The 18,433-nt window shown below is 71.3% G+C and carries 18 protein-coding genes; 11 read left to right on the top strand and 7 right to left on the bottom strand.

Annotated features, from left to right (window positions below; genetic code table 11):
- Positions 1-66: 66 nt before the first annotated feature.
- Both AB0E94_RS12415 and AB0E94_RS12410 read right to left on the bottom strand, forming a co-directional pair.
- Positions 67-474, bottom strand: a complete 408-nt coding sequence (locus AB0E94_RS12415) for a nuclear transport factor 2 family protein (RefSeq protein WP_360325575.1) — start codon at positions 472-474, stop codon at positions 67-69.
- A gap of 15 nt (positions 475-489) precedes the next feature.
- Complete coding sequence (locus tag AB0E94_RS12410; RefSeq protein ID WP_360325573.1) at positions 490-642, bottom strand: hypothetical protein; 153 nt, start codon at positions 640-642, stop codon at positions 490-492.
- Between the two features lie 116 nt (positions 643-758).
- Here AB0E94_RS12410 and AB0E94_RS12405 point away from each other — a divergent pair, with 116 nt between their 5' ends.
- Complete coding sequence (locus AB0E94_RS12405; RefSeq protein ID WP_360325571.1) at positions 759-1,514, top strand: GntR family transcriptional regulator; 756 nt, start codon at positions 759-761, stop codon at positions 1,512-1,514.
- On the opposite strand, the gene AB0E94_RS12400 is transcribed toward AB0E94_RS12405, so the two are convergent.
- The 4 genes from AB0E94_RS12400 to AB0E94_RS12385 form a co-directional block, all read right to left on the bottom strand.
- Complete coding sequence (locus AB0E94_RS12400; protein WP_360325570.1) at positions 1,507-3,030, bottom strand: AMP-binding protein; 1,524 nt, start codon at positions 3,028-3,030, stop codon at positions 1,507-1,509. The genes AB0E94_RS12405 and AB0E94_RS12400 overlap by 8 nt on opposite strands.
- A 66-nt stretch (positions 3,031-3,096) precedes the next feature.
- Positions 3,097-4,449 (bottom strand): DUF1996 domain-containing protein, encoded by a 1,353-nt coding sequence (locus AB0E94_RS12395; protein ID WP_360325568.1) that lies wholly within the window; start codon positions 4,447-4,449, stop codon positions 3,097-3,099.
- Positions 4,450-4,549: 100 nt separating this feature from the next.
- Complete coding sequence (locus tag AB0E94_RS12390; RefSeq protein WP_360325567.1) at positions 4,550-5,896, bottom strand: hypothetical protein; 1,347 nt, start codon at positions 5,894-5,896, stop codon at positions 4,550-4,552.
- Positions 5,893-6,939 (bottom strand): NAD-dependent epimerase/dehydratase family protein, encoded by a 1,047-nt coding sequence (locus tag AB0E94_RS12385; protein WP_360325566.1) that lies wholly within the window; start codon positions 6,937-6,939, stop codon positions 5,893-5,895. The genes AB0E94_RS12390 and AB0E94_RS12385 overlap by 4 nt, the downstream gene beginning before the upstream one ends.
- Positions 6,940-7,093: 154 nt before the next feature.
- On the opposite strand from AB0E94_RS12385, the gene AB0E94_RS12380 reads away from it, so the two are divergent.
- From AB0E94_RS12380 to AB0E94_RS12335, 10 genes are all read left to right on the top strand, one after another.
- Positions 7,094-7,753, top strand: a complete 660-nt coding sequence (locus AB0E94_RS12380) for a glycosyltransferase family 2 protein (protein ID WP_360325565.1) — start codon at positions 7,094-7,096, stop codon at positions 7,751-7,753.
- A complete protein-coding gene (locus AB0E94_RS12375; RefSeq protein WP_360325564.1) occupies positions 7,750-8,385 on the top strand; it encodes a DUF2064 domain-containing protein in 636 nt (211 codons plus the stop codon). Before AB0E94_RS12380 ends, AB0E94_RS12375 begins: the two co-directional genes overlap by 4 nt.
- Before the next feature lie 83 nt (positions 8,386-8,468).
- The gene (locus AB0E94_RS12370) at positions 8,469-9,014 is read left to right on the top strand and encodes a class I SAM-dependent methyltransferase (protein WP_360325836.1); all 546 of its coding nucleotides are present in this window, start codon (positions 8,469-8,471) and stop codon (positions 9,012-9,014) included.
- Positions 9,011-10,117 (top strand): molybdopterin-dependent oxidoreductase, encoded by a 1,107-nt coding sequence (locus tag AB0E94_RS12365; RefSeq protein ID WP_360325562.1) that lies wholly within the window; start codon positions 9,011-9,013, stop codon positions 10,115-10,117. The genes AB0E94_RS12370 and AB0E94_RS12365 overlap by 4 nt, the downstream gene beginning before the upstream one ends.
- Entirely contained in the window at positions 10,114-10,539 is a 426-nt protein-coding gene (locus AB0E94_RS12360; protein ID WP_360325561.1) for a hypothetical protein, read from the top strand. Before AB0E94_RS12365 ends, AB0E94_RS12360 begins: the two co-directional genes overlap by 4 nt.
- Positions 10,539-10,928 (top strand): hypothetical protein, encoded by a 390-nt coding sequence (locus AB0E94_RS12355; protein ID WP_360325560.1) that lies wholly within the window; start codon positions 10,539-10,541, stop codon positions 10,926-10,928. The genes AB0E94_RS12360 and AB0E94_RS12355 overlap by 1 nt, the downstream gene beginning before the upstream one ends.
- Before the next feature lie 212 nt (positions 10,929-11,140).
- A complete protein-coding gene (locus AB0E94_RS12350) occupies positions 11,141-11,851 on the top strand; it encodes a response regulator transcription factor (protein ID WP_360325559.1) in 711 nt (236 codons plus the stop codon).
- A complete protein-coding gene (locus tag AB0E94_RS12345; RefSeq protein WP_360325557.1) occupies positions 11,848-12,861 on the top strand; it encodes a HAMP domain-containing sensor histidine kinase in 1,014 nt (337 codons plus the stop codon). Before AB0E94_RS12350 ends, AB0E94_RS12345 begins: the two co-directional genes overlap by 4 nt.
- Before the next feature lie 159 nt (positions 12,862-13,020).
- The gene (locus tag AB0E94_RS12340) at positions 13,021-17,079 is read left to right on the top strand and encodes a carbohydrate-binding protein (RefSeq protein WP_360325555.1); all 4,059 of its coding nucleotides are present in this window, start codon (positions 13,021-13,023) and stop codon (positions 17,077-17,079) included.
- 70 nt (positions 17,080-17,149) lie between these two features.
- Positions 17,150-18,019: a polysaccharide deacetylase family protein gene (locus AB0E94_RS12335; RefSeq protein ID WP_360325553.1), complete on the top strand. Its 870-nt coding sequence runs from the start codon at positions 17,150-17,152 to the stop codon at positions 18,017-18,019.
- Here AB0E94_RS12335 and AB0E94_RS12330 read toward each other — a convergent pair.
- Positions 18,009-18,389, bottom strand: coding sequence for a RidA family protein (locus AB0E94_RS12330; RefSeq protein WP_360325551.1), 381 nt, complete (start codon positions 18,387-18,389; stop codon positions 18,009-18,011). The genes AB0E94_RS12335 and AB0E94_RS12330 overlap by 11 nt on opposite strands.
- Positions 18,390-18,433: the final 44 nt, after the last annotated feature.

Here is an 18,433-nt window from a genome sequence, read left to right as displayed (position 1 = left end):
TTGATGGCGCCGTGCAGCATACGGCCGCTCGGGAACGGGCAGCCGTCCACCCGGTGAAGGATCGGCTCAGGCGGTCGGTTCGCGATAGGGGTCGCCGTGGCGGTGGACGGCTCGCCAGACCCCGTCCTCGCGGCGGAAGATCGTGGTCGCCCGCAGCGCATACGTCACCGGGGCGCCGTTGGCGACGGCGGTGATCCGCTCGATGGTGACCAGGTAGGCGAGGTCACCGTCAGCGCCGGCGGCGACGACCTCGTGCTCCAGTGACAGGCACCCGGAGAAGCGGGTGGCGATCCAGTCGAAGGTGGGCGCGACCTCCGCCCAGCCGGTGCGGTTGGCCTCGGCGCCGAACAGGGTCACCGGATCGCGGTGCGACCACAGCTCGCCACGCGGCTCGGCGTCGCCGTCGTGCAGCGCGATCTCGGCGGCACGCAGCCGGGGCAGGACCTCTGCGAGGAAATCGTCGACCTGAGCCACGGCGCACATTATCGCTCAGGCCTCGCCCCCGTCTCCCTCGTCGCCGCCGTCCGCGTCGTCGGCCGGCGTGGACGAGTAGTTGGTGGGGCCGGACGAGCCGGCGAACAGGAGCAGGCCCCACAACAGAAAGAAACCCAGGGGGATCAGCCAGGCGAGATCCACGAACATCGCCACCTTCTATATTGACTAGACAATGTGTACGAAGATGGTGGCACCCGCCCTTCACACCGTCAAGATGTAATGCTTATATTGACTAGACATTCAAAGTGGACCGGAGGTGGCCCGTGGAATCCCAGCCCGCGTACCAGCGGATCGCCGCGACGTATCGCACCCGGATCGCCTCCGGCGAGCTGCGCGCCGGCGATCAGCTACCGACCGAGCACACGATCGCCGACCAGTTCGGGGTGGCACGCCAGACCGTGCGCACCGGCCTCAGCCTGCTGGTCACCGAAGGCCTGATCGTCGCGCGGCGCCCGCACGGTTACTTCGTCAGGCAGCGCGAGTACATGATCTACCGCCCGCAGGAGAAGTCCCGGCCCCGCCCGGTGACCCCGGAGATGGTGGACCGGTTCTCCCAGCAGATCGCCGCCGAGGGGCGGGTGCCCAGCCAGCGGATCGAGGTGTCCATGGTGCAGGCCGGACCCGACCTGGCCGAGCGCCTGCGGGTCGAGCCGGGAACCACGATCGTGGCCCGGCGACGGGTGCGGTTCATCAACGGCGAACCGACCAACATCAACGACTCGCACTTCCCGCTGGAGCTGGTCAAGGACTCCGAGATCATGTCGCCGGCCTACATTCCCCGCGGCACCGACCAGGTGCTCGTCGACCGCGGCTACGGGCAGGACCGCGCGATCGACGAGATCCTGATCCGGATGCCCACCCCGGACGAGATCCACCGGCTGGAACTCGGCCCGGGCACCCCGGTCGCGGTGCACTACGACACCGGCTACACCGCCGACGGCCGGCCGGTGCGGTGCACCGTCAACGTGCTGCCGGGCGACCGGCACCGGATCGTCTTCGAGCGCAGCTGGCTCAGTTGATCTGCCGGTCCCGGCCCTGCCAGAACGGCTCGCGGAGCTTGAACTTCTGAACCTTCCCGGTGGCGGTGCGCGGCAGCGCGTCCAGGAACTCGACACGCTTCGGGCACTTGTAACCGGCGAGCCGCTCCCGGCAGTGGGCGATCAGCTCGTCCGCGGTCACCGTGCCGTCGGCGACCACCAGAGCGGTCACCAGCTCACCCCACTTCTCGTCGGGGATGCCGATCACCGCGACCTCACGCACCGCCGGATGGCCGCTGACGGCGTCCTCGACCTCGATCGAGGAGACGTTCTCGCCGCCGCTGATGATGACGTCCTTCTTGCGGTCGGAGATGGTCAGGTACCCGTCGGCGTAGACCCCGCCGTCGCCGGTGTGGAACCAGTCGCCCTCCTGCACGCGGGCGGTCTCCTCCGGGTTGTTCCAGTAACCGTCGAGGTTGTGGTTGGAACGGGCCAGCACCTCACCGTCGCTGTCGACGGTCAGCTGGACGCCGAGCGCCGGGGTGCCCGCCCGGCCCAGCCGCCGGGCCTGCTCGTGCGGGTCGGCGCCGGCCCACTCCGAGCGCATCCGGTTGACCGTGAGCAGCGGCGACGTCTCGGTGAGCCCGTAGATCTGGATGAACTCCCAGCCCAGTTCGGCACGGACCCGTTCGATGGTCCGGGTCGGCGGCGGCGCACCCGCCACCACGATGCGCACCCGGTCCCGGCCGGGGATCGCGCCGTCCCAGGTCCGCGCGGCGTCCAGAGCGGCGTTGACCACGGCCGGGGCCGCGCAGAGCAGGGTCACCCCGTGCTCGTCGATGCGCCGCAGGATCTCCCCGCCGTCGATCTTGCGGAGCACGATGTGCCGCCCGCCCAGCCCGGTGACGACATACGGCATCCCCCACCCGTTGGCGTGGAACATCGGCAGGGTGTGCAGCAGCACGTCGTCGTCGGTCACGGTGATGTGCAGCCCGAACACGGTCGCGTTGAGCCACAGGTTGCGGTGGGTGAGCTGCACGCCCTTGGGCCGCGCGGTGGTGCCCGAGGTGTAGTTGAGGGTGGCGGTCGCCGACTCGTCCCCGGCCCAGGGGTGCGGCTCACCCGTACCGCCGAAGATCTTCTCGTCCTCCTCGCCGAGGACGAACGTGTGTTTGGCGGAGACCGTGTCGAGCAGGCCGCGCAGCTCCGGGTCGACCAGCAGCACCTCGGCGCCGGAGTGCTCGACGATGTAACCGACCTCGGCGGGGGACAGCCGGAAGTTGACCGGCACCAGCACCCGCCCCCAGCCGGAGACCCCGAAGAAGGACGCGAGCATCCGGGCCGAGTTGTGCGACACGATCGCGACCCGCCCGCCGGCCGGCACCCCGAGCGCGTCCAGGGCAGCGGCCTGCCCCCGCGCCCGGTGCGCCAGCTCACGGTAGGTCAGCGAGCCCCACGACGAGGCGGGCTGATCGGGTTCGTCCACCACCGCGATCCGGTCGCCGTAGACGAGCTCGGCACGGTCCAGGAAGTCACGGACACCGAGATTGAAGAACATCCACAGCTCCTTCGGTCGCGGCCCGGGAACCCACACTCCTGCATGGACCCTAACCCGGCCCCCGGGTCAGGAGCAGTTCCTTCCCCGGTTGATGCAGGTGGCGATGCGCTGCATGGTCCGGGCCGAGTTGACGTTGATGAAGTCGTCGTGGTCGGAGAACGGGTTGTGGTTCTCCTCCGGGAACGAGTCCAGCGCGTACTGACCCTTCCTCTGCACGTCGCGCGGGATGTCGTACGAGATGGTGATCCGCAGTTGGGGTATCGCCTTGAAGCCTTGCGGGCAGGCGCCGGTGACCTTGTCTGCGAAGGCGACGTGTTTGCGGTGGTTGTCGCTGTCGATGTTGACGCCGTCCCAGCAGCCGGGGAAGTCGTGCACTCGCTGGACCCGGCTGCCGGTGGGGCAGATCGTGTACTTCTCGGAGAGCCGGTCGCCGAAGCCGGAACAGCTCCAGCTGCCCCGGGCGTTGGCCGGGCCACGGCTGGTCGGTTTGGCGTCCCCGGTCAGCGCCCGCAGGAACTTCGGCATCGGCACGACCTTGCTCACCGGATTGCCCCGGTACTCGATGAGGACCCGCGCCGGGCGGACGATGCCGCCGGTGTTGCCGGGCAGTTCGAGGTTGCGTCCCTGCGGTTCGGGCAGCGCGGACGCGCTCGGGGCGGGGACGGGGGCCGCGCTGTGCATCGAGGCGTGCATGGCGTCGTAGCTGACGTCGCAGTCGACCAGGGAGATCAGATCCCGGCCGAGGCGCTTGATCAGGGCCGCCCGGCGCTCGCGCAGCCCGTCGAGGATCTGCTTGTTGAGCCGGGTGTCGATCCGGCCGTGGCTGGCGGTCATCCGCCGGTTGGCCTCGGCGGTGAGCCGGTCCAGTTCGGCCAGGATCCGCCTCCCCCGCCAGGCGACGCCGGCCGGGATCCGGTCGCGGACCGAGGGGCAGACGACCATCGGCTGGGTGTGGGCGAGCGCCTGTTTCACCTGGTCGGCGCTGCGCACACTGCGGTCGATGCGCACCACCGGCCAGAAGTAGGACGACTTGTCGCCGTTGCGGCAGGTGGTGCCGGAGGCGTCCAGCTCGGCGTTCGACGAGTCCGCGGTGATGTCCTTGTTGCCGACGAAGTCGTGCAGGTGCTCGGCGCCGTTCTTGATGCCGGGCTGCGCGACCGGGTTGTCCGGGCTGAACTTGCCGTTGCCGTTGGTCCCGCAGTTCACGGTGAACCGGCCGGTGGCGGCGTCCGGCCCGGCCTTGGGCGGCCGCGGGCCCGGCTGTACCTGCTGGATCGGCACGTACTGGTCCAGGCTGGTGGCGGCGTCGGCGGCGCCGTTGCCGCCGCTGGTGACGAACGTGACGGTGAGCGCGCCGGTCGCCGCCAGCACCGCCGCCGCCATGGCGATCCGGGCGGGCCGGTTGATGCTGCGTTTCATCGGTCCTCCTCGAAGGGGTGTCGGCGGGGGGTACGGCCCGTGGCGGCCATGCGGGTCACTTTTCTACCGGTACGTCATTGTTTAGTAAGAAATAGCCGGGTCACCAGTTCGTCAGCAGCAGGTGGTTGACCGCGAGAGCCACCGTGACCTGCACGACGAGCCAGAATCGGCGGTCGGCCGGCGGGATCAGCGCGGCCCCGGACAGCAGCCACACACTGAACGGCAGCCAGATCCGTTCCACCTCGGCCTTGCTGTAGCCGGACAGGTCGGCGGCGACGATCGCGGCCATGGCGGCCAGCGGCAACAGGGCGGCACCGAGGCGCCGTACCGACCGGACCGCGCGGCGCAGGACGACGGCTGCCACCGGCCCGGCGGCGGCGACCACACAGGCGAGGTCGGCCCACACCCAATAGGCGTACGCCCGGTCGGTCGCGATGCCCTGGTAGTAGCGCTCGATCAGCAGGTGATACCCGTCGAACCAGTCGAACCCGAAGGCGGTGAACACGGCCGCCACCGGCAGCGCCCCGGCCAGCGCCCACCCGGCCGCCCGCCACCGCCGGGACAGCAGGACCACGGTCAGCGCCAGCGGGCCCATCAGGATCAGCCCGTAGGACAGGTAGCAACCGAACCCGAGCAGCGCCCCGCCCGCGACCGCGGCGACCGTCCGGCCCCGGACCGCGCCGTGCGCCAGCAACGCGATCCCGGTGGCGGTCACGCCCATGAACAGCCCGTCGCCGGACACCCCGGTCCAGACCGCGCCCGGGAACAGCACCACGAACGGCACCACCGCGCGGGCCGCGTCGTCGGTGCCGAGCAGCCGAACCGTGTGCGGCACGGCGACCGCGGCGAGCCCGGCGACCAGGATGCACAGCAGCCCGGCCCAGGCCCCGCCGCCGAGCCCGATCCGGTCCAGCCAGACGAACACCAGCAACGCGCCAGGCGGGTGCGCGGACACGTGGGTGGTCCACGAGTCGGGTTGGAAGTCCAGGATCCGGGTGGTGAACGTGGCCAGGGTGGCCGGGATGTCGGTGATCCCGGGCACCTCGTGCAGATACTCGTGTTCGGTGGTCAGCCGTCCGGCGATCCCGCGCTGCCAGCCATCGACCAGCGCCAGCGACAGCGTCCACATGACCGTGAACAGGTAGGACAGGCCGAGCAGCCGGCGCCACGGCAGCCGCGCCGCCAGGTCCGGGCCGCGGGTCACGGCCAGCACCGCCACCAGCAGCGCCAGCGGCGTGCCGGGGCCGGCGTGCGGGAGCCACTTGGCGAACAGGGGTGCCGCCGTCGCAAACACCGGCCGGTCCGTCAGCGTCAGCACTGCGCCGACGAGCGAGGCCAGCGCGAACAGGCCGACCGCGACGGCGGCGGCGACCCGGTCCGGTCGGCTGATCGTCCGCGCGACGCCGAGACGGCTGATCATCCGCGCAGCGCCGAGACGGCTGCTCATCCGCGCAGCGCCGCGTGGGCGAACTCGGCGACGCCGTCGGCCAGGCTCACGGCGGCCCGGAACCCGAGCTCGTCAGCGGCCCGCGACGGTGCGGCGACCACGTGGCGCACGTCGCCGAGCCGGAACTCGCCGGTCACCACCGGGGCCGGGCCGCCGGCCGCCCGCGCGAGCTCGGCGGCCAGTTCGCCGACGGTCGACGGCCGCCCGGAGGCGACGTTGTAGGCACGCCAGCCGATACCCGTGGCGGTCGCGTCCAGGGCGGCGAGGTTGGCCGCCGCCACGTCCCGCACGTGCACGAAGTCACGGCGCTGGCCGCCGTCCTCGAACACCCGTGGTGCGAGCCCGGCCTCCAGCGCCGACCGGAAGAGGGCGGCGACACCGCTGTACGGGGTGTCGCGGGGCATGCCCGGCCCGTACACGTTGTGGTAGCGCAACGCGGCCACGCTGCCGCCGGTCTGCCGCGCCCAGGCCGCGGTCAGGTGTTCCTGGGCAACCTTGGTGGCGGCATACACGCTGCGCGGGTCCACCGGCGCGTCCTCGCCGATCAGCCCCGGGGCCAGGGGCGCGCCGCAGTGCGGGCAGCCCGGTTCGAACCGTCCGGCGGCCAGGTCGCCGACCGCCCGCGGAGCCGGGCGCACCGACTCGTGGATCGGGCACGTGTAGGCGCCTTCGCCGTAGACGACCATGGAACTCGCCAGCACCAGCCGCCCGATCCCGGCGCGGGCCATCCCGGCGAGCAGGACCGCGGTGCCGAGGTCGTTGCAGCGCACGTACTCCGGCAGGTCGTCGAGGTCCACGCCGAGCCCGACCATGGCCGCCTGGTGGATCACCGCGTCGACCCCGGTCAGGGCGTCGGCCACGGCGGCCCGGTCGGTGAGGTCGGCGCGGCGCAACACCGCCCCGGGCACCCCGTCCGGCGGTGTGCGGTGGGCGCCCGGATGGCCGGAGTCCAGGATGGTCACTTCGTCGCCGGCCGCCAGCAGGGCCGTCACGACATGGGTTCCGATGAAGCCGGCTCCGCCGGTCACGAGCACATGGGTCACGGCGCGACCGTAGGGCTGCCGGCCGCCGAGTGGCGCGGTTCGCGGCAGGACGTCAGCGGTTCGTAAGAAGTGGCTGTTCACGTCATGGTTTCGTAAGGGTTCGTCATCGGCGGGTAAGGATTCGCGGGCCCGATCGTGACTAGCGTCCGGAGCCATGACCGATGTGGTTCTTCCCTGCCGCGACGAGGCGGCCGCCCTGCCGGACCTGCTGGCCCGGATGCCGGCCGGCTACCGGCCGATCGTGGTGGACAACGGCTCGTCCGACGGCACGGCCGAGGTGGCCCGGGCGTGTGGCGCCCGGGTGATCAGCGTCGCCGAACCCGGCTACGGGGCCGCCGTGCACGCCGGTGTGCTGGCCGCCGACCCGGACGACGGGGTGGTGTGCGTGATGGACGCCGACGGCTCGTTCGACCCGGCCCAGTTGCCCCGGGTGGCCGCGCCGGTGCTGGCCGGCCGCGCGCACCTGGGCACCGGGCGGCGGCGTCCGGCCGTACCCGGGGCGTGGCCGTTGCACGCCCGCGCCGCCAACGCCGTCCTGGCCCGTCGGCTGCGCCGGACCACCGGGCTGCCGGTGCACGACATCGGCGCGATCCGGGCCGCACACCGCGACGACCTGCTGGACCTGAACCTCCGGGACCGCCGGTTCGGCTACCCGCTGGAGCTGCTGATCGCGGCCGGCCGGGCCGGCTGGCGGGTGATGGAGGTCGACGTCGACTACCACCCGCGAGCCGCCGGCACCCGGTCGAAGGTGACCGGCACCGTGCTCGGGACGGTCCGCGCCGTACGCGACATGAGCGCGGTGCTGGCCCGGTGACCGCCTCGCAGATCCTGGTCCTGGCGAAGGAGCCACGCCCCGGGCGGGTCAAGACACGGCTCTGCCCGCCCTGCACCCCGGAGCAGGCCGCCGGAATCGCCGCGGCCGCACTGGCCGACACCCTCGACACCGTCTCGGCCACCCACGTGGACCGGCGGATCCTGGTCGTCGACGGCGAACACCCGGCGCCACCCGGCTGGCTGACCGTCCCCCAGCGTGGTGGCCCGCTGGACGAGCGGCTGGCCGGCGCGTTCGCCGACACCCGCGTCGCCGGTGCCGCGACCGTGCTGATCGGCATGGACACCCCACAGATCACCGCCGGCCGGCTGGCCGCGGCCTTGGAGCAGCTGCACACGCCGGACGGCCCGGACGCGGTGCTGGGCCCGGCCGCCGACGGCGGCTGGTGGGCGCTCGGCCTGCGCGACGCGGGGGACGCGACGGTGCTGCGGGGCATCGTCACCTCCACCGCCGACACCGGAGAGCACACCCTGACCGCGCTGCACCGGCGCGGCCTGCGGGTCGCGATGCTGCCCGAACTGTGTGACGTCGACACCGCGGACGACGCCCGCCAGGTGGCCGCACTGTGCCCGCCGGACAGCCGGTTCGCCCTGGCCACGGCGGTGATCAGGTGACCGCGACCGTGTTCGACGCCGTCTTCAGCCGGGCCGCGGCGGGTGCGCCCGCCACGTTCTCGGCCCGGCACGCCGGCGGCGGGGTGCTGCACTTCGACCCGGCCACCTGGTGCCGCGACACCCTCGCCGGCGACGACGGCCTGCTCCGGCGATGCACCGGCGCCACCCTCGACGTCGGCTGCGGGCCGGGCCGGCTCACCGGCGCGCTGCTCGGCTCCGGCCGTACCGCGCTGGGCATCGACGTGAGCGCCGCCGCCGTACGCCTGGCGCTGCGCCGGGGCGCGGTGGCGTTGCACCGGGACGTGTTCGGCCCGGTGCCCGGCGCCGGCCGGTGGCGGCATCTGCTGCTGGCCGACGGCAACATCGGCATCGGCGGCGACCCACGACGGCTGCTGGCCCGCTGCCGGGAACTGCTGGCCGCCGACGGCCTGGTCCACGCCGAACTGGCGCCGCCCGGCACCACCGCGTGGTCCGGGACCGCCACCGTGCACGGTTCCGCCGGTGGCTCGCTGCGCTGGGCGTGCGTGCCGTTCGACGACCTGCCCGGCATGGCCGGGGCGGCGGCCATGCGGGTGATCGACACGTGGACGGAGGCGGGGCGATGGTTCGCCACCCTGAGCCCCCGGTGAGCGCCCTGCGGTCGCACCGGCTGACCAGCTTGCTCGGGATCGCCCTCGGCGTCGCGCTCGGGATCTGTTTCCTGACCGGCCTGGTCAGCCACTTCCTGCAACATCCACCGGCCGGGATCACCTGGCCGTCGCGGCCGGCCGGGTTCTACCGGTTCACCCAGGGCCTGCACGTGATCACCGGGCTCGCGTCGGTGCCGCTGCTCGGCGCCAAACTGTGGTCGGTGTACCCGCGGCTGTTCCAGTGGCCGCCGATCCGGTCGGTCGCCCACGCCGCCGAACGGGTCAGCGTCGCCGTGCTGGTCGCCGCCGCCCTGTTCCAGGTCGTCGGCGGGATCCTCAACGTCTCCCGCTGGTATGCGCCGATGCCGTTCTTCTTCACCGCCGCCCACTACTGGGTGGGCTGGCTGGCGGTCGGCGCGTTGCTCGTTCACATCGGCGTCCAGCTGCCGATCGTGCGGGCCGCGCTGGCCCGGCCCGAACCCGAACCCGGCCCGGACGGGCTGACCCGGCGCGGGTTGCTCGGCGCCGTCGCCACGGCCGCGGGCCTGATCACCGTGGTCACCGCCGGCCAGACGGTCCGGCCGCTGTCCGGCCTGGCGCTGCTCGCCCCGCGCCGGCCCGACATCGGCCCCCAGGGACTTCCGGTCAACAACACGGCAGAAAACGCGGGGGTACGGACGACCGCGCTCGACCCGTCGTACCGGCTGACGATCACCGGCCCGCAGCGGCAGGTGAACCTGGACCTGACCGCCCTGAACGCCCTCGACCAGCACACCGCCGACCTGCCGATCGCCTGTGTGGAGGGCTGGAGCGCGTCCGCGTCGTGGTCGGGGGTGCGCTTGCGGGACCTGGTCACGCTGGTCGGCGCGGACCCGGACCGGTCCACGGTCGTGGTCGAGTCGCTGGAGGCGGCCGGCCGCTACCGCACGTCGACGGTGGCCACCCCGCACGTACGTGACCCGCTGACCCTCGTCGCGTTGCGGCTCAACGGCGAGACCCTGCACCCGGACCACGGATATCCGGCCCGGCTGATCGCCCCGAACCGGCCCGGCGTGCAGCAGACCAAATGGCTGGGCTCGATCACCGTACGGGAGGAGTCATGAGGATCCGGGCGGCGCTGGTGGTCACCGGTGTGGCGCTGATCGGTTTCGCCACGGCCGGGGCGCTCACCGATCCCGACGTCGACCCGGTCGGGGTGCTGCTGTTCATGGCCGGCGCGCTGATCGGCCACGACGTCCTCTGGATGGCGGCGGTCCTGGTCACGGGCGCGCTGATCACCCGGCTGGTCCCGATCCGATGGCGGGCGGTGACGACAGCCGCCACGATCGTCGCCGCGGCGGTCACCGTGGTGGCGTTCCCGCTCGTTCTCGGGTACGGGCGCCCGCCCGGTAATCCGTCGGCGCTGCCTCTGCCGTACGGCCGGAATCTGCTCTTGATCCTGTCCTTGATCGTCATCACAGCGGTGCTGTCGAGGCTGCTCCGGCGCCGCTATTCTCCGCCTCCCGGCGAAAGTAGGATCATGTGATGGCCTACGACGACAGCTATTACATCGAGGCGGCGAAAAACGTCCACATCAGTCCTCGACCGACGCCCGTCGCCCGAGGCGGTTGGTGGTTCCGGAAATGGCGTGTCACCGCACCCTCCCTGGACGGCATGGAGGACTTCGTCATACCCACGCCCGTTCGCGAGGTGGCGATCGCGGCCAGCGTGGTGGCGGTCAAACCGGGCGAGATCATCGTCGAGCTGGGTGAGCCCCGCAAGGAGATGTCCGAGGACGCAATAACGTACGCCTCCATTATCATGAACGAATTACGATGCCGGCTGGGTGCCGAGACCGCGGTGGAAGGCGACCTGCGACATACCTTGTTTCTGCTCGTCAAATGGGATTGCGATCGACCTCGGCCATCGGACTGAAATCGTTCACGGCTCGTCCCGGACGACGACCGTCAAACGGGAGAACCAGTCATCGTCGTCGGGGCGCTTGAAACGCTCGTAGTGTGCCTGCTTGATCTCGCGGATCTGCCCGCCCTCGTGAAAGCGTTCGCCGGACCAGCTCGAGACGTCGTAAGAAATCGGAAAGACCTGGACCAGGGGGTACGGCCGGAGCCGCTCGGTAACGTGGCGGAATGGGACATCGGGTGCTGGTGGTCGACGACGACCCCACGGTCAGTGACGTGGTGCGGCGTTACCTGGAGCAGGCCGGCTGTGAGGTCGAGCTGGCCGCCGACGGCGCCGACGGTCTCGCCGCGGTCGCCGCACGGCGGCCCGACCTGGTGGTGCTGGATCTGATGATGCCCGGCATCGACGGCCTCGAGGTGTGTCGGCGGTTGCGCCGGCAGTTGCCGCAGCTGCCGGTCGTGATGCTGACCGCGCTCGGTGAGGAGGCCGACCGGGTCCTCGGCCTGGAGGTCGGCGCCGACGACTACGTGACCAAGCCGTTCTCGCCGCGTGAGCTGGTGCTGCGGATCCGTTCGGTGCTGCGCCGCACCGCCGCGCAGAACGGCCCCCCGGCCGAGCCGGCGATGCTGACCGACGCGGAGTTGTCGGTCGACACGGCACGCCGGATCGCCGAGACCGGTGGCATGCCGCTGGCGCTGACCGTGCGGGAGTTCGATCTGCTGATCTTCCTGATGCGCCATCCGGGCCGGGCGTGGTCGCGTACCGACCTGCTGGAGAAGGTCTGGGGCTGGCAGTTCGGCGACCAGTCGACGGTGACCGTCCATGTGCGCCGCCTGCGGGAGAAGATCGAGCGGGACCCGGCCAACCCGGACCGCATCCGCACGGTCTGGGGCGTCGGCTACCGGTACGACCCGCTGGACGGCGGCGCCGCCCGATGAAGGACACCCTGCTGATCGGGCTGTACGCCCTGCTCGCCGGCGGTGTCGTCGGGCTGGCCGGCGCCGGGACGCTGAAGCTGCTGCGCGGCCGGTCGATCCTGGTGCACGTGCTCGTGCTGATCGCGGTGACCGTGCTGGCGGTGGTCGCCGGTGTCGCCACGGTCGCCCAGGCCATGTTCCTGTCGGCGCACGACCTGTGGGTGGTGCTGGTGACGGTGACCGCGTCCGCGCTGATCAGCCTGGGGGTGGGTGCCGTGTTCGGCAGCCGGCTGGCGGCGGCCGCGGTGTGGGCGCAGGCGGCCCGGGACCGGGAACGTCATCTGGAGGCCGGCCGCCGGGAGCTGGTCGCCTGGGTGTCGCACGACCTGCGGACCCCGCTGGCCGGGCTGCGTGCGATGGCCGAGGCTCTGGAGGACGGCATCATCGCCGACGCGGCCACCGTCGACGAGTATCACCGGCGGATCCGGGTGGAGACCGACCGGATGACCCAGCTCGTGGACGACCTGTTCGAGCTGTCCCGGATCAACGCCGGCGCGCTGCGGCTGATGCCGACGGCCGTGCCGCTGGGTGAGGTGGTGTCGGACGCGCTGGCCGGGGTGGCGCCGCTCGCCGCCCGCCGCCGGATCCATCTGGTCGCCGCTGACACCGGCTGGCCTGTCGTTCGCGGCGGTGAGCGGGAGCTCGCCCGGATCGTCAGCAACCTGCTGATCAACTCGGTGCGGTACACGCCTGAGGACGGCACCGTCCAGATCGCCGCCGGTCAGGAGCACGGTCACGTGTGGCTGACGGTGTCCGACACGTGCGGCGGCATCCCGGAACCCGACCTCACGCGGGTCTTCGACGTCGCGTTCCGCGGCGAACGCGCCCGGACCCCGGCTGCGGCCGACGCCGGCCCCGGAGGTGGGCTCGGCCTGGCGATCGTGCGCGGCCTGGTCGAGGCGCACGGTGGCCGGGTCGGCGTCTGCAATGTCGGCCGCGGCTGCCGCTTCGAGGTGCAGCTGCCCGCCTGAAACGATCGTTTCCGATCACACCTGGCCACCTCCGATCGTTTGTGCTCGTTCGAGCATTGACGTGCGTTGTTGTGAGCGGTTTACTCCCGTAACAGGATCGTCACCGAAGTGATCACGCCGGGAGTCGCGATGAGACGGTGGATGGCAGGCTGCGCTGCGATGGCGACGACGCTGGCGTGGACATTGACGGTGATGCCACAGCCGGCGGCGGCCGCGGACGACCCGGTCGACGTGGTGATCGACGGCCTCGACGTGCGTGCCGACAACACCAACGGCCTGACCTACAAGGGACTCGGGCTGATCAGCGCCAACAGCACCAGCAACCTGCTGATGGACTACAAGGCCGAGCAGCCCGATCGGTACTGGCAGATGATCGACGTGCTGTTCGGCGGCGACCGCCCGCTGATCAACCACGTCAAGGTGGAGATGGGCTCGGACACCAACAACTCCACCGGCGCCGACGCGGCCACCATGCGCACCGCCACCGAGCTCGCCGACGCCTCCCGCTCCCCCGGCTTCCAGCTGGCCGCCGACGCCAAGACCGTCAACCCGCGGCTGAAGGTGTCGATCCTGCGCTGGACCATGCCCTACTGGGTGCAGACCGCGTGGAGCGCCGGAACCGGCCGTGACGAGATGTACCAGTGGTACAAGGAGACGATCCTCGACGCGTACGAGAAGTACGGGTACATGGTCGACTACGTCAACCCGGACACCAACGAGACCAGCAGCCCGGACATCGCGTTCATCAAGTACTGGAAGAACGCCGTCGTCACCGACACCGACTTCGCCGATCCCCGGTACGGCATCCCCGCCGAGCAGCAGGCAGCGGTCGCCGACGCGTACCACCGGATCAAGATTGTCGCCTCGGACGAGAACCAGACCAAGAACATCGGACCGGCGCTGCTCGACGATCCCGCCCTGTTCGGGATCGTCGACGCGGTCGGCTACCACTACAACACCGACGACAGGTACGACGGCGCCGCCACCAGCAACACCTACGAGCCCTACACGAAGCTGGCGACCGTCCGCGACAAGGAGGTCTGGTACAGCGAGGGCGTCGGCTCGTTCGGGTTCACCGACTACCGGGTCAACAACAACGAGGGCCCCGGCGGTGCGAGCACCGGCATCGGCGGTCTGCAGAGCGCCCTCGACCTGGCCAACCGCAGCGTCAAGGGCTACTACCGGTCCAAGCGCACCCACTACATCTTCCAGCCGGCGATCGGCTCGTTCTACGAGGGCGCCCAGTACAGCCACAAGGAGCTGCTCAGCGCCCGCGACCCGTGGTCGGGGAGCATCCACTACGACGCCGCGATCCACGTGATGCAGCACTTCACCCGGTTCGCGACGACCGGCTGGGAGAACGACACGAACACCGCCGGCATCTGGCGGACCGTGCCCGAGGCCAGTTACAGCGGCGTCAGCGGCACCGAGAACATCGACGGTTCCAACGGTGCGCCCAGTTACCTGACACTCGCCGCTCCGGACCGCAGCGACTTCTCCACGATCGCCGTCAACGACAGTGATCAGACCAAGACGTACCGAATCAAGATTGACAACATGGATCTAGTCAACGATCCAGTCGTCAATGTTCCAGTCGTCAACGTGTGGGAGACCCGGGCCGCCCACTACATGCGCAAGGTCGCCGCGTTGCAGCCGACCGCCGACGGCTACTACACCTACCAGGTGCCGCCGCGGTCGATCGTCACGTTCACCACCCTCGACACCGCCGCCGCCGAACCGCTGCCCGCAACACAGCCGCGCACCGTCCTGGACACCGACGCGACGGGCAAGAACCACGACACCGACGACCAGATCCTGTACGCCGACGACTTCGCCTACGCCCAGGAGGCCCCGTCCTACCTGGCGTCGCGTGGCGGAGAGCCGCGCTACCTGGTCGACCAGACCGGCGCCTGGCAGGTCGAGGGTGACGCCCTGTACCAGCTGATGGACCAGTCGATGAAGGACACCGCCGCCTGGAACCGCACCACCCCCAACACCCTGGTCGGCGACTTCCGCTGGCAGAACTACACGGCGAGCGTCGACGTGCGCCCCGACCCGGCCGGCGGCACGGCGGGTCTCGGCGTGCGCCAGCAGAACGGCATGACCGCCGACAGCGCCGCCTACCTGCTGCGCGTCAACCGGGCCGGCGCCTGGACCTTCGCCAGGCACGGCGCCACCATCGCGACCGGCACGACGGCCGCGGCCGACACCCACCACCTCGCCGTCGAGGCCAAGGGCGCGACCATCACCGCGTTCGTCGACGGCGCGCAGGTCCACAGCTACCTCGACCCGGCCCCCGAGCTCGCCGGACGCGTCAACCTGTCCAGCGACTTCTACCGCACCGGGTTCGACAATCTCAAGATCGAGAAGATCAAGGGCTTCTCGCCGTACGCCGAAACGCTCGTCGACAACATGGACAGCGCCCTGGCCTACACGGGCACGTGGAGTCACAAGGCCGCGGCCGGTGACGCCATGGACTGGCACCGGTCCACCTCCACCAGCAGCACCGCCGGCTCGACGGTCACCGTCGGGTTCACCGGCACCGGCCTCGACCTGATCGGCGGCAACACCGGCGCCGCCACCCTCGACGTCACTGTCGACGGCGCACCCCTGGCCGCGTCCGCCCCCACGCGTAGCACCGGGAAGCGGCAGGCCACGTACACCCTGAGGGGTCTTGCCGAAGGCCCGCACACCGCGACCTTCACGCTCCGCGCGGGCACGCTGGTGCTGGATGCCGTCACCGCGATCTCCGGTGACGTCGACGGGCCCGTCACCACCACCCCGATCCGCGACGCGCTGACCGCTGCCGGCGATCCGGTGGAGTCCGACTGGTCGGCGCAGACCTGGGCGGTGTTCGCCGCCACCCGTGAGCAGGCGCGGGCTGCGCTGCCCGGCCTGCCGGGCCTGGACACGATCGGCGTCGCCCAGATCGCGGCCCGGCTCACCGCGGCCGCCGACAACCTGCGGCCCGCCGACGTCACCGACACCCGCCGCGACCTCGGCCTCGCCGGCGCGGTCCGGGCCAGCGGAAACCTGCCCGCCACGGTGACCATCGACGGGCAGGCGCACGAGGTCACCTGGACCCCGGCCAGCCGGGCCACCGTCCGGACCGCCTACACCACGGTGTCCGTCGAAGGCTGGACCAACGACGCCTACGTCGACGGCCGCAAGCAGGCGTTCACCGCCCGCTACGAGGTGGTGCCGCCGTCGCTCGCCTACTTCATCGACTCGGGGCTGGCCGCCGGGCAGAGCTCACCGCAGTTCCAGGCGGTCGCCGGCGCCGTGCCCGAGCTGCGTAACAACGCCGCCGACCAGATCTCGCCGAACGCCGACACCTGGGGTTACGTCAACGACGGCATCACGGTCAAGGGCAGCACCGACCCGGCCGACAAGTTCTCCACCGGCTACTGGGCGGGGAGCAACAAGACGATCCGTTACCGGCTGCCCCTCGAACCCGGCGACTACGTGCTGACGGCCGGCTTCACCGAATGGTGGGCCCAGACCCGCCCGATGTCCCAGACCGTCACGGTCGGCGGCAGCACGGTGACCGGCACCCCGATCAGTCTCTCGTCCGGCAGCACACGGGCCACCGGCACGGTGACGTTCACGGTGACCACGCCGACCGTGGTCACCTACACGGTGGCCAAGACCGGCTCCCAGGACCCGGTGATCAGCTGGCTGGCCGTCGCCCGCAAGACCGTCACCGTCACCGGGCCCGCCGAGGTCATACCCGGCCACCAGATCACCCTCTCCCCCGACCAGGCGGTCACCTGGTCGTCCTCGGACCCGGCGGTCGCCACGGTCACCGCCGATGGCGTGGTCACCGGTGTCGGCTACGGGACCGCGACGATCACCGCCACCGCGGCCGGGTCCTCGCTGACGACCGGAACCCATCAGGTCACCGTGGTTCCGGCGGCCTGGTCGGCGGACACCGTCTACACCACCGGCAACCGGGTCCGGCAGGACGGCCGCGACTACGTCGCACAGTGGTGGACCCGCGCGCAGGCACCCGGATCGTCGCCGTGGGGCCCCTGGGCCGAGATCGGCGCCCCGGTCACCTGCGGCGACGGCACGCTCCCGGCCTGGACCACGTCGTGGATCTACACCGGTGGCGAGACCGTGCACCACGACGGCCGGTCATGGCGGGCCAAGTGGTGGACCCGCAGCCAGGAGCCGGGCGACCCGTACGGCCCCTGGCAGGACGCGGGCGCCTGCTGAACGGTGACCCGGGCCACCGCGCGCACCCCCCTTAACCGGTGCTTTACATCGATACGACCAGGATCGCGCGGTGCGGTACGCGAAGATTGTTCGTTCCACGGCGGCGGCCGGGCTGGTCACCCTGCTGGCCGCCTGCTCGGTGAGCACGGCCCAGCCGTCGCCCGCCGGATCATCGGCCGCACCCTCCGCGCCACCCGTGTCCTCCTCGCCGGCGCCCTCCGGACCGGACCCCGCACAGCTCCTCGCGGCCCGGCGGGCGCACTACGGCATCCCGGACTTCGCGCCCGCTCCTCCCCCGCAGCCGATCACCCTGCCCGCGGGTGACTCGGTGGAATACCTGCACCGCATCCCGACCGATCAGAAGGTCGCGTTCCTCACCATCGACGACGGCTACCTCAAGCTGCCGGAAGGACAGGAGCTCATCGCGGCCGCCGGGGTGCCGGTCACCCTCTTCCTCACCACCGATGCGGTACGTGACGACCCGGCGTACTTCCGGCCGATGATCGACGCCGGCGCGGTCGTGGAAGCGCACACGGTCACCCACGCCGGCCTGCGCGGACGGTCCTACGAATTCCAGAAGCGCGAGATCTGCGACTCGGCCGACGAGCTCGCCGGATGGTACGTACGGCGGCCGACGCTGTTCCGCCCGCCGTACGGTGAGAAGGACGCCACCACGCTGCGCGCGGCCAAGGACTGCGGCATGACCGCGGCCTTCATGTGGACCGAGACCGTGCACAAGGGCAAGGTGCGCTACCAGGAGGGCAAGCCGGTCAAGCCGGGCGACATCATCCTGATGCACTTCCGCGAGGCGTTCCGGGACGACTTCGTCGGCGCACTGAAGGCGATCCACCGGGCCGGTCTCACTCCGGCGCTGCTCGAGGACTACATGCCGCCCCGGCCCCCGGCGGCCACACCGTCGACGCCCGCGGTCACCCGATGACGGCCACCATCGCGATCGAGACGAGGAGTCCGGGACGGTCGACACCGATCCGGCTGACGCAGCGGGGTGGGCGTACCTCCGGAAAGAATTCGTCGAAGACGTCGATGAGACCGTCGGCGTCCTCGGATCGCAGCAGCAGCGTGTGCACCATGACGGCGTCGTCCAGGGTGGCGCCGGCCGCGGCCAGGATGGCCTGGCAGTTGCGCAGCGCCTGACGGGCCTGCTCCTGCACGGTGTCGCCGGCGAACCGGCCGGTCTTGACGTCGATGCCGACGGTGCCCGCGACGTAGATCGTGTCACCGGCCTTCACCGCCTGGCTGTAGGCGGGGAACGACGGGGCGTCCGGCGTGTAGACGACCTCTTTGGGCATCACGAACTCCTCAAGGTTTGCCGGCACCCTGCCACCGGAGCGTG

Source organism: Actinoplanes sp. NPDC026670 (assembly GCF_040638175.1).
In the GTDB taxonomy this organism is placed as follows: domain Bacteria; phylum Actinomycetota; class Actinomycetes; order Mycobacteriales; family Micromonosporaceae; genus Actinoplanes.
This window is presented reverse-complemented; position numbering and strand designations above follow the sequence as displayed.

Coding starts and splice junctions, on each gene's coding strand:
- AB0E94_RS12360 (WP_360325561.1), top strand. CDS start 10,114: ATGAGGATCCGGGCGGCGCTGGTGGTCACCGGTGTGGCGCTGATCGGT.
- AB0E94_RS12400 (WP_360325570.1), bottom strand. CDS start 3,030: ATGTTCTTCAATCTCGGTGTCCGTGACTTCCTGGACCGTGCCGAGCTC.
- AB0E94_RS12355 (WP_360325560.1), top strand. CDS start 10,539: ATGGCCTACGACGACAGCTATTACATCGAGGCGGCGAAAAACGTCCAC.
- AB0E94_RS12410 (WP_360325573.1), bottom strand. CDS start 642: ATGTTCGTGGATCTCGCCTGGCTGATCCCCCTGGGTTTCTTTCTGTTG.
- AB0E94_RS12330 (WP_360325551.1), bottom strand. CDS start 18,389: ATGCCCAAAGAGGTCGTCTACACGCCGGACGCCCCGTCGTTCCCCGCC.
- AB0E94_RS12395 (WP_360325568.1), bottom strand. CDS start 4,449: ATGAAACGCAGCATCAACCGGCCCGCCCGGATCGCCATGGCGGCGGCG.
- AB0E94_RS12380 (WP_360325565.1), top strand. CDS start 7,094: ATGACCGATGTGGTTCTTCCCTGCCGCGACGAGGCGGCCGCCCTGCCG.
- AB0E94_RS12350 (WP_360325559.1), top strand. CDS start 11,141: ATGGGACATCGGGTGCTGGTGGTCGACGACGACCCCACGGTCAGTGAC.
- AB0E94_RS12390 (WP_360325567.1), bottom strand. CDS start 5,896: ATGAGCAGCCGTCTCGGCGCTGCGCGGATGATCAGCCGTCTCGGCGTC.
- AB0E94_RS12340 (WP_360325555.1), top strand. CDS start 13,021: ATGGCGACGACGCTGGCGTGGACATTGACGGTGATGCCACAGCCGGCG.
- AB0E94_RS12345 (WP_360325557.1), top strand. CDS start 11,848: ATGAAGGACACCCTGCTGATCGGGCTGTACGCCCTGCTCGCCGGCGGT.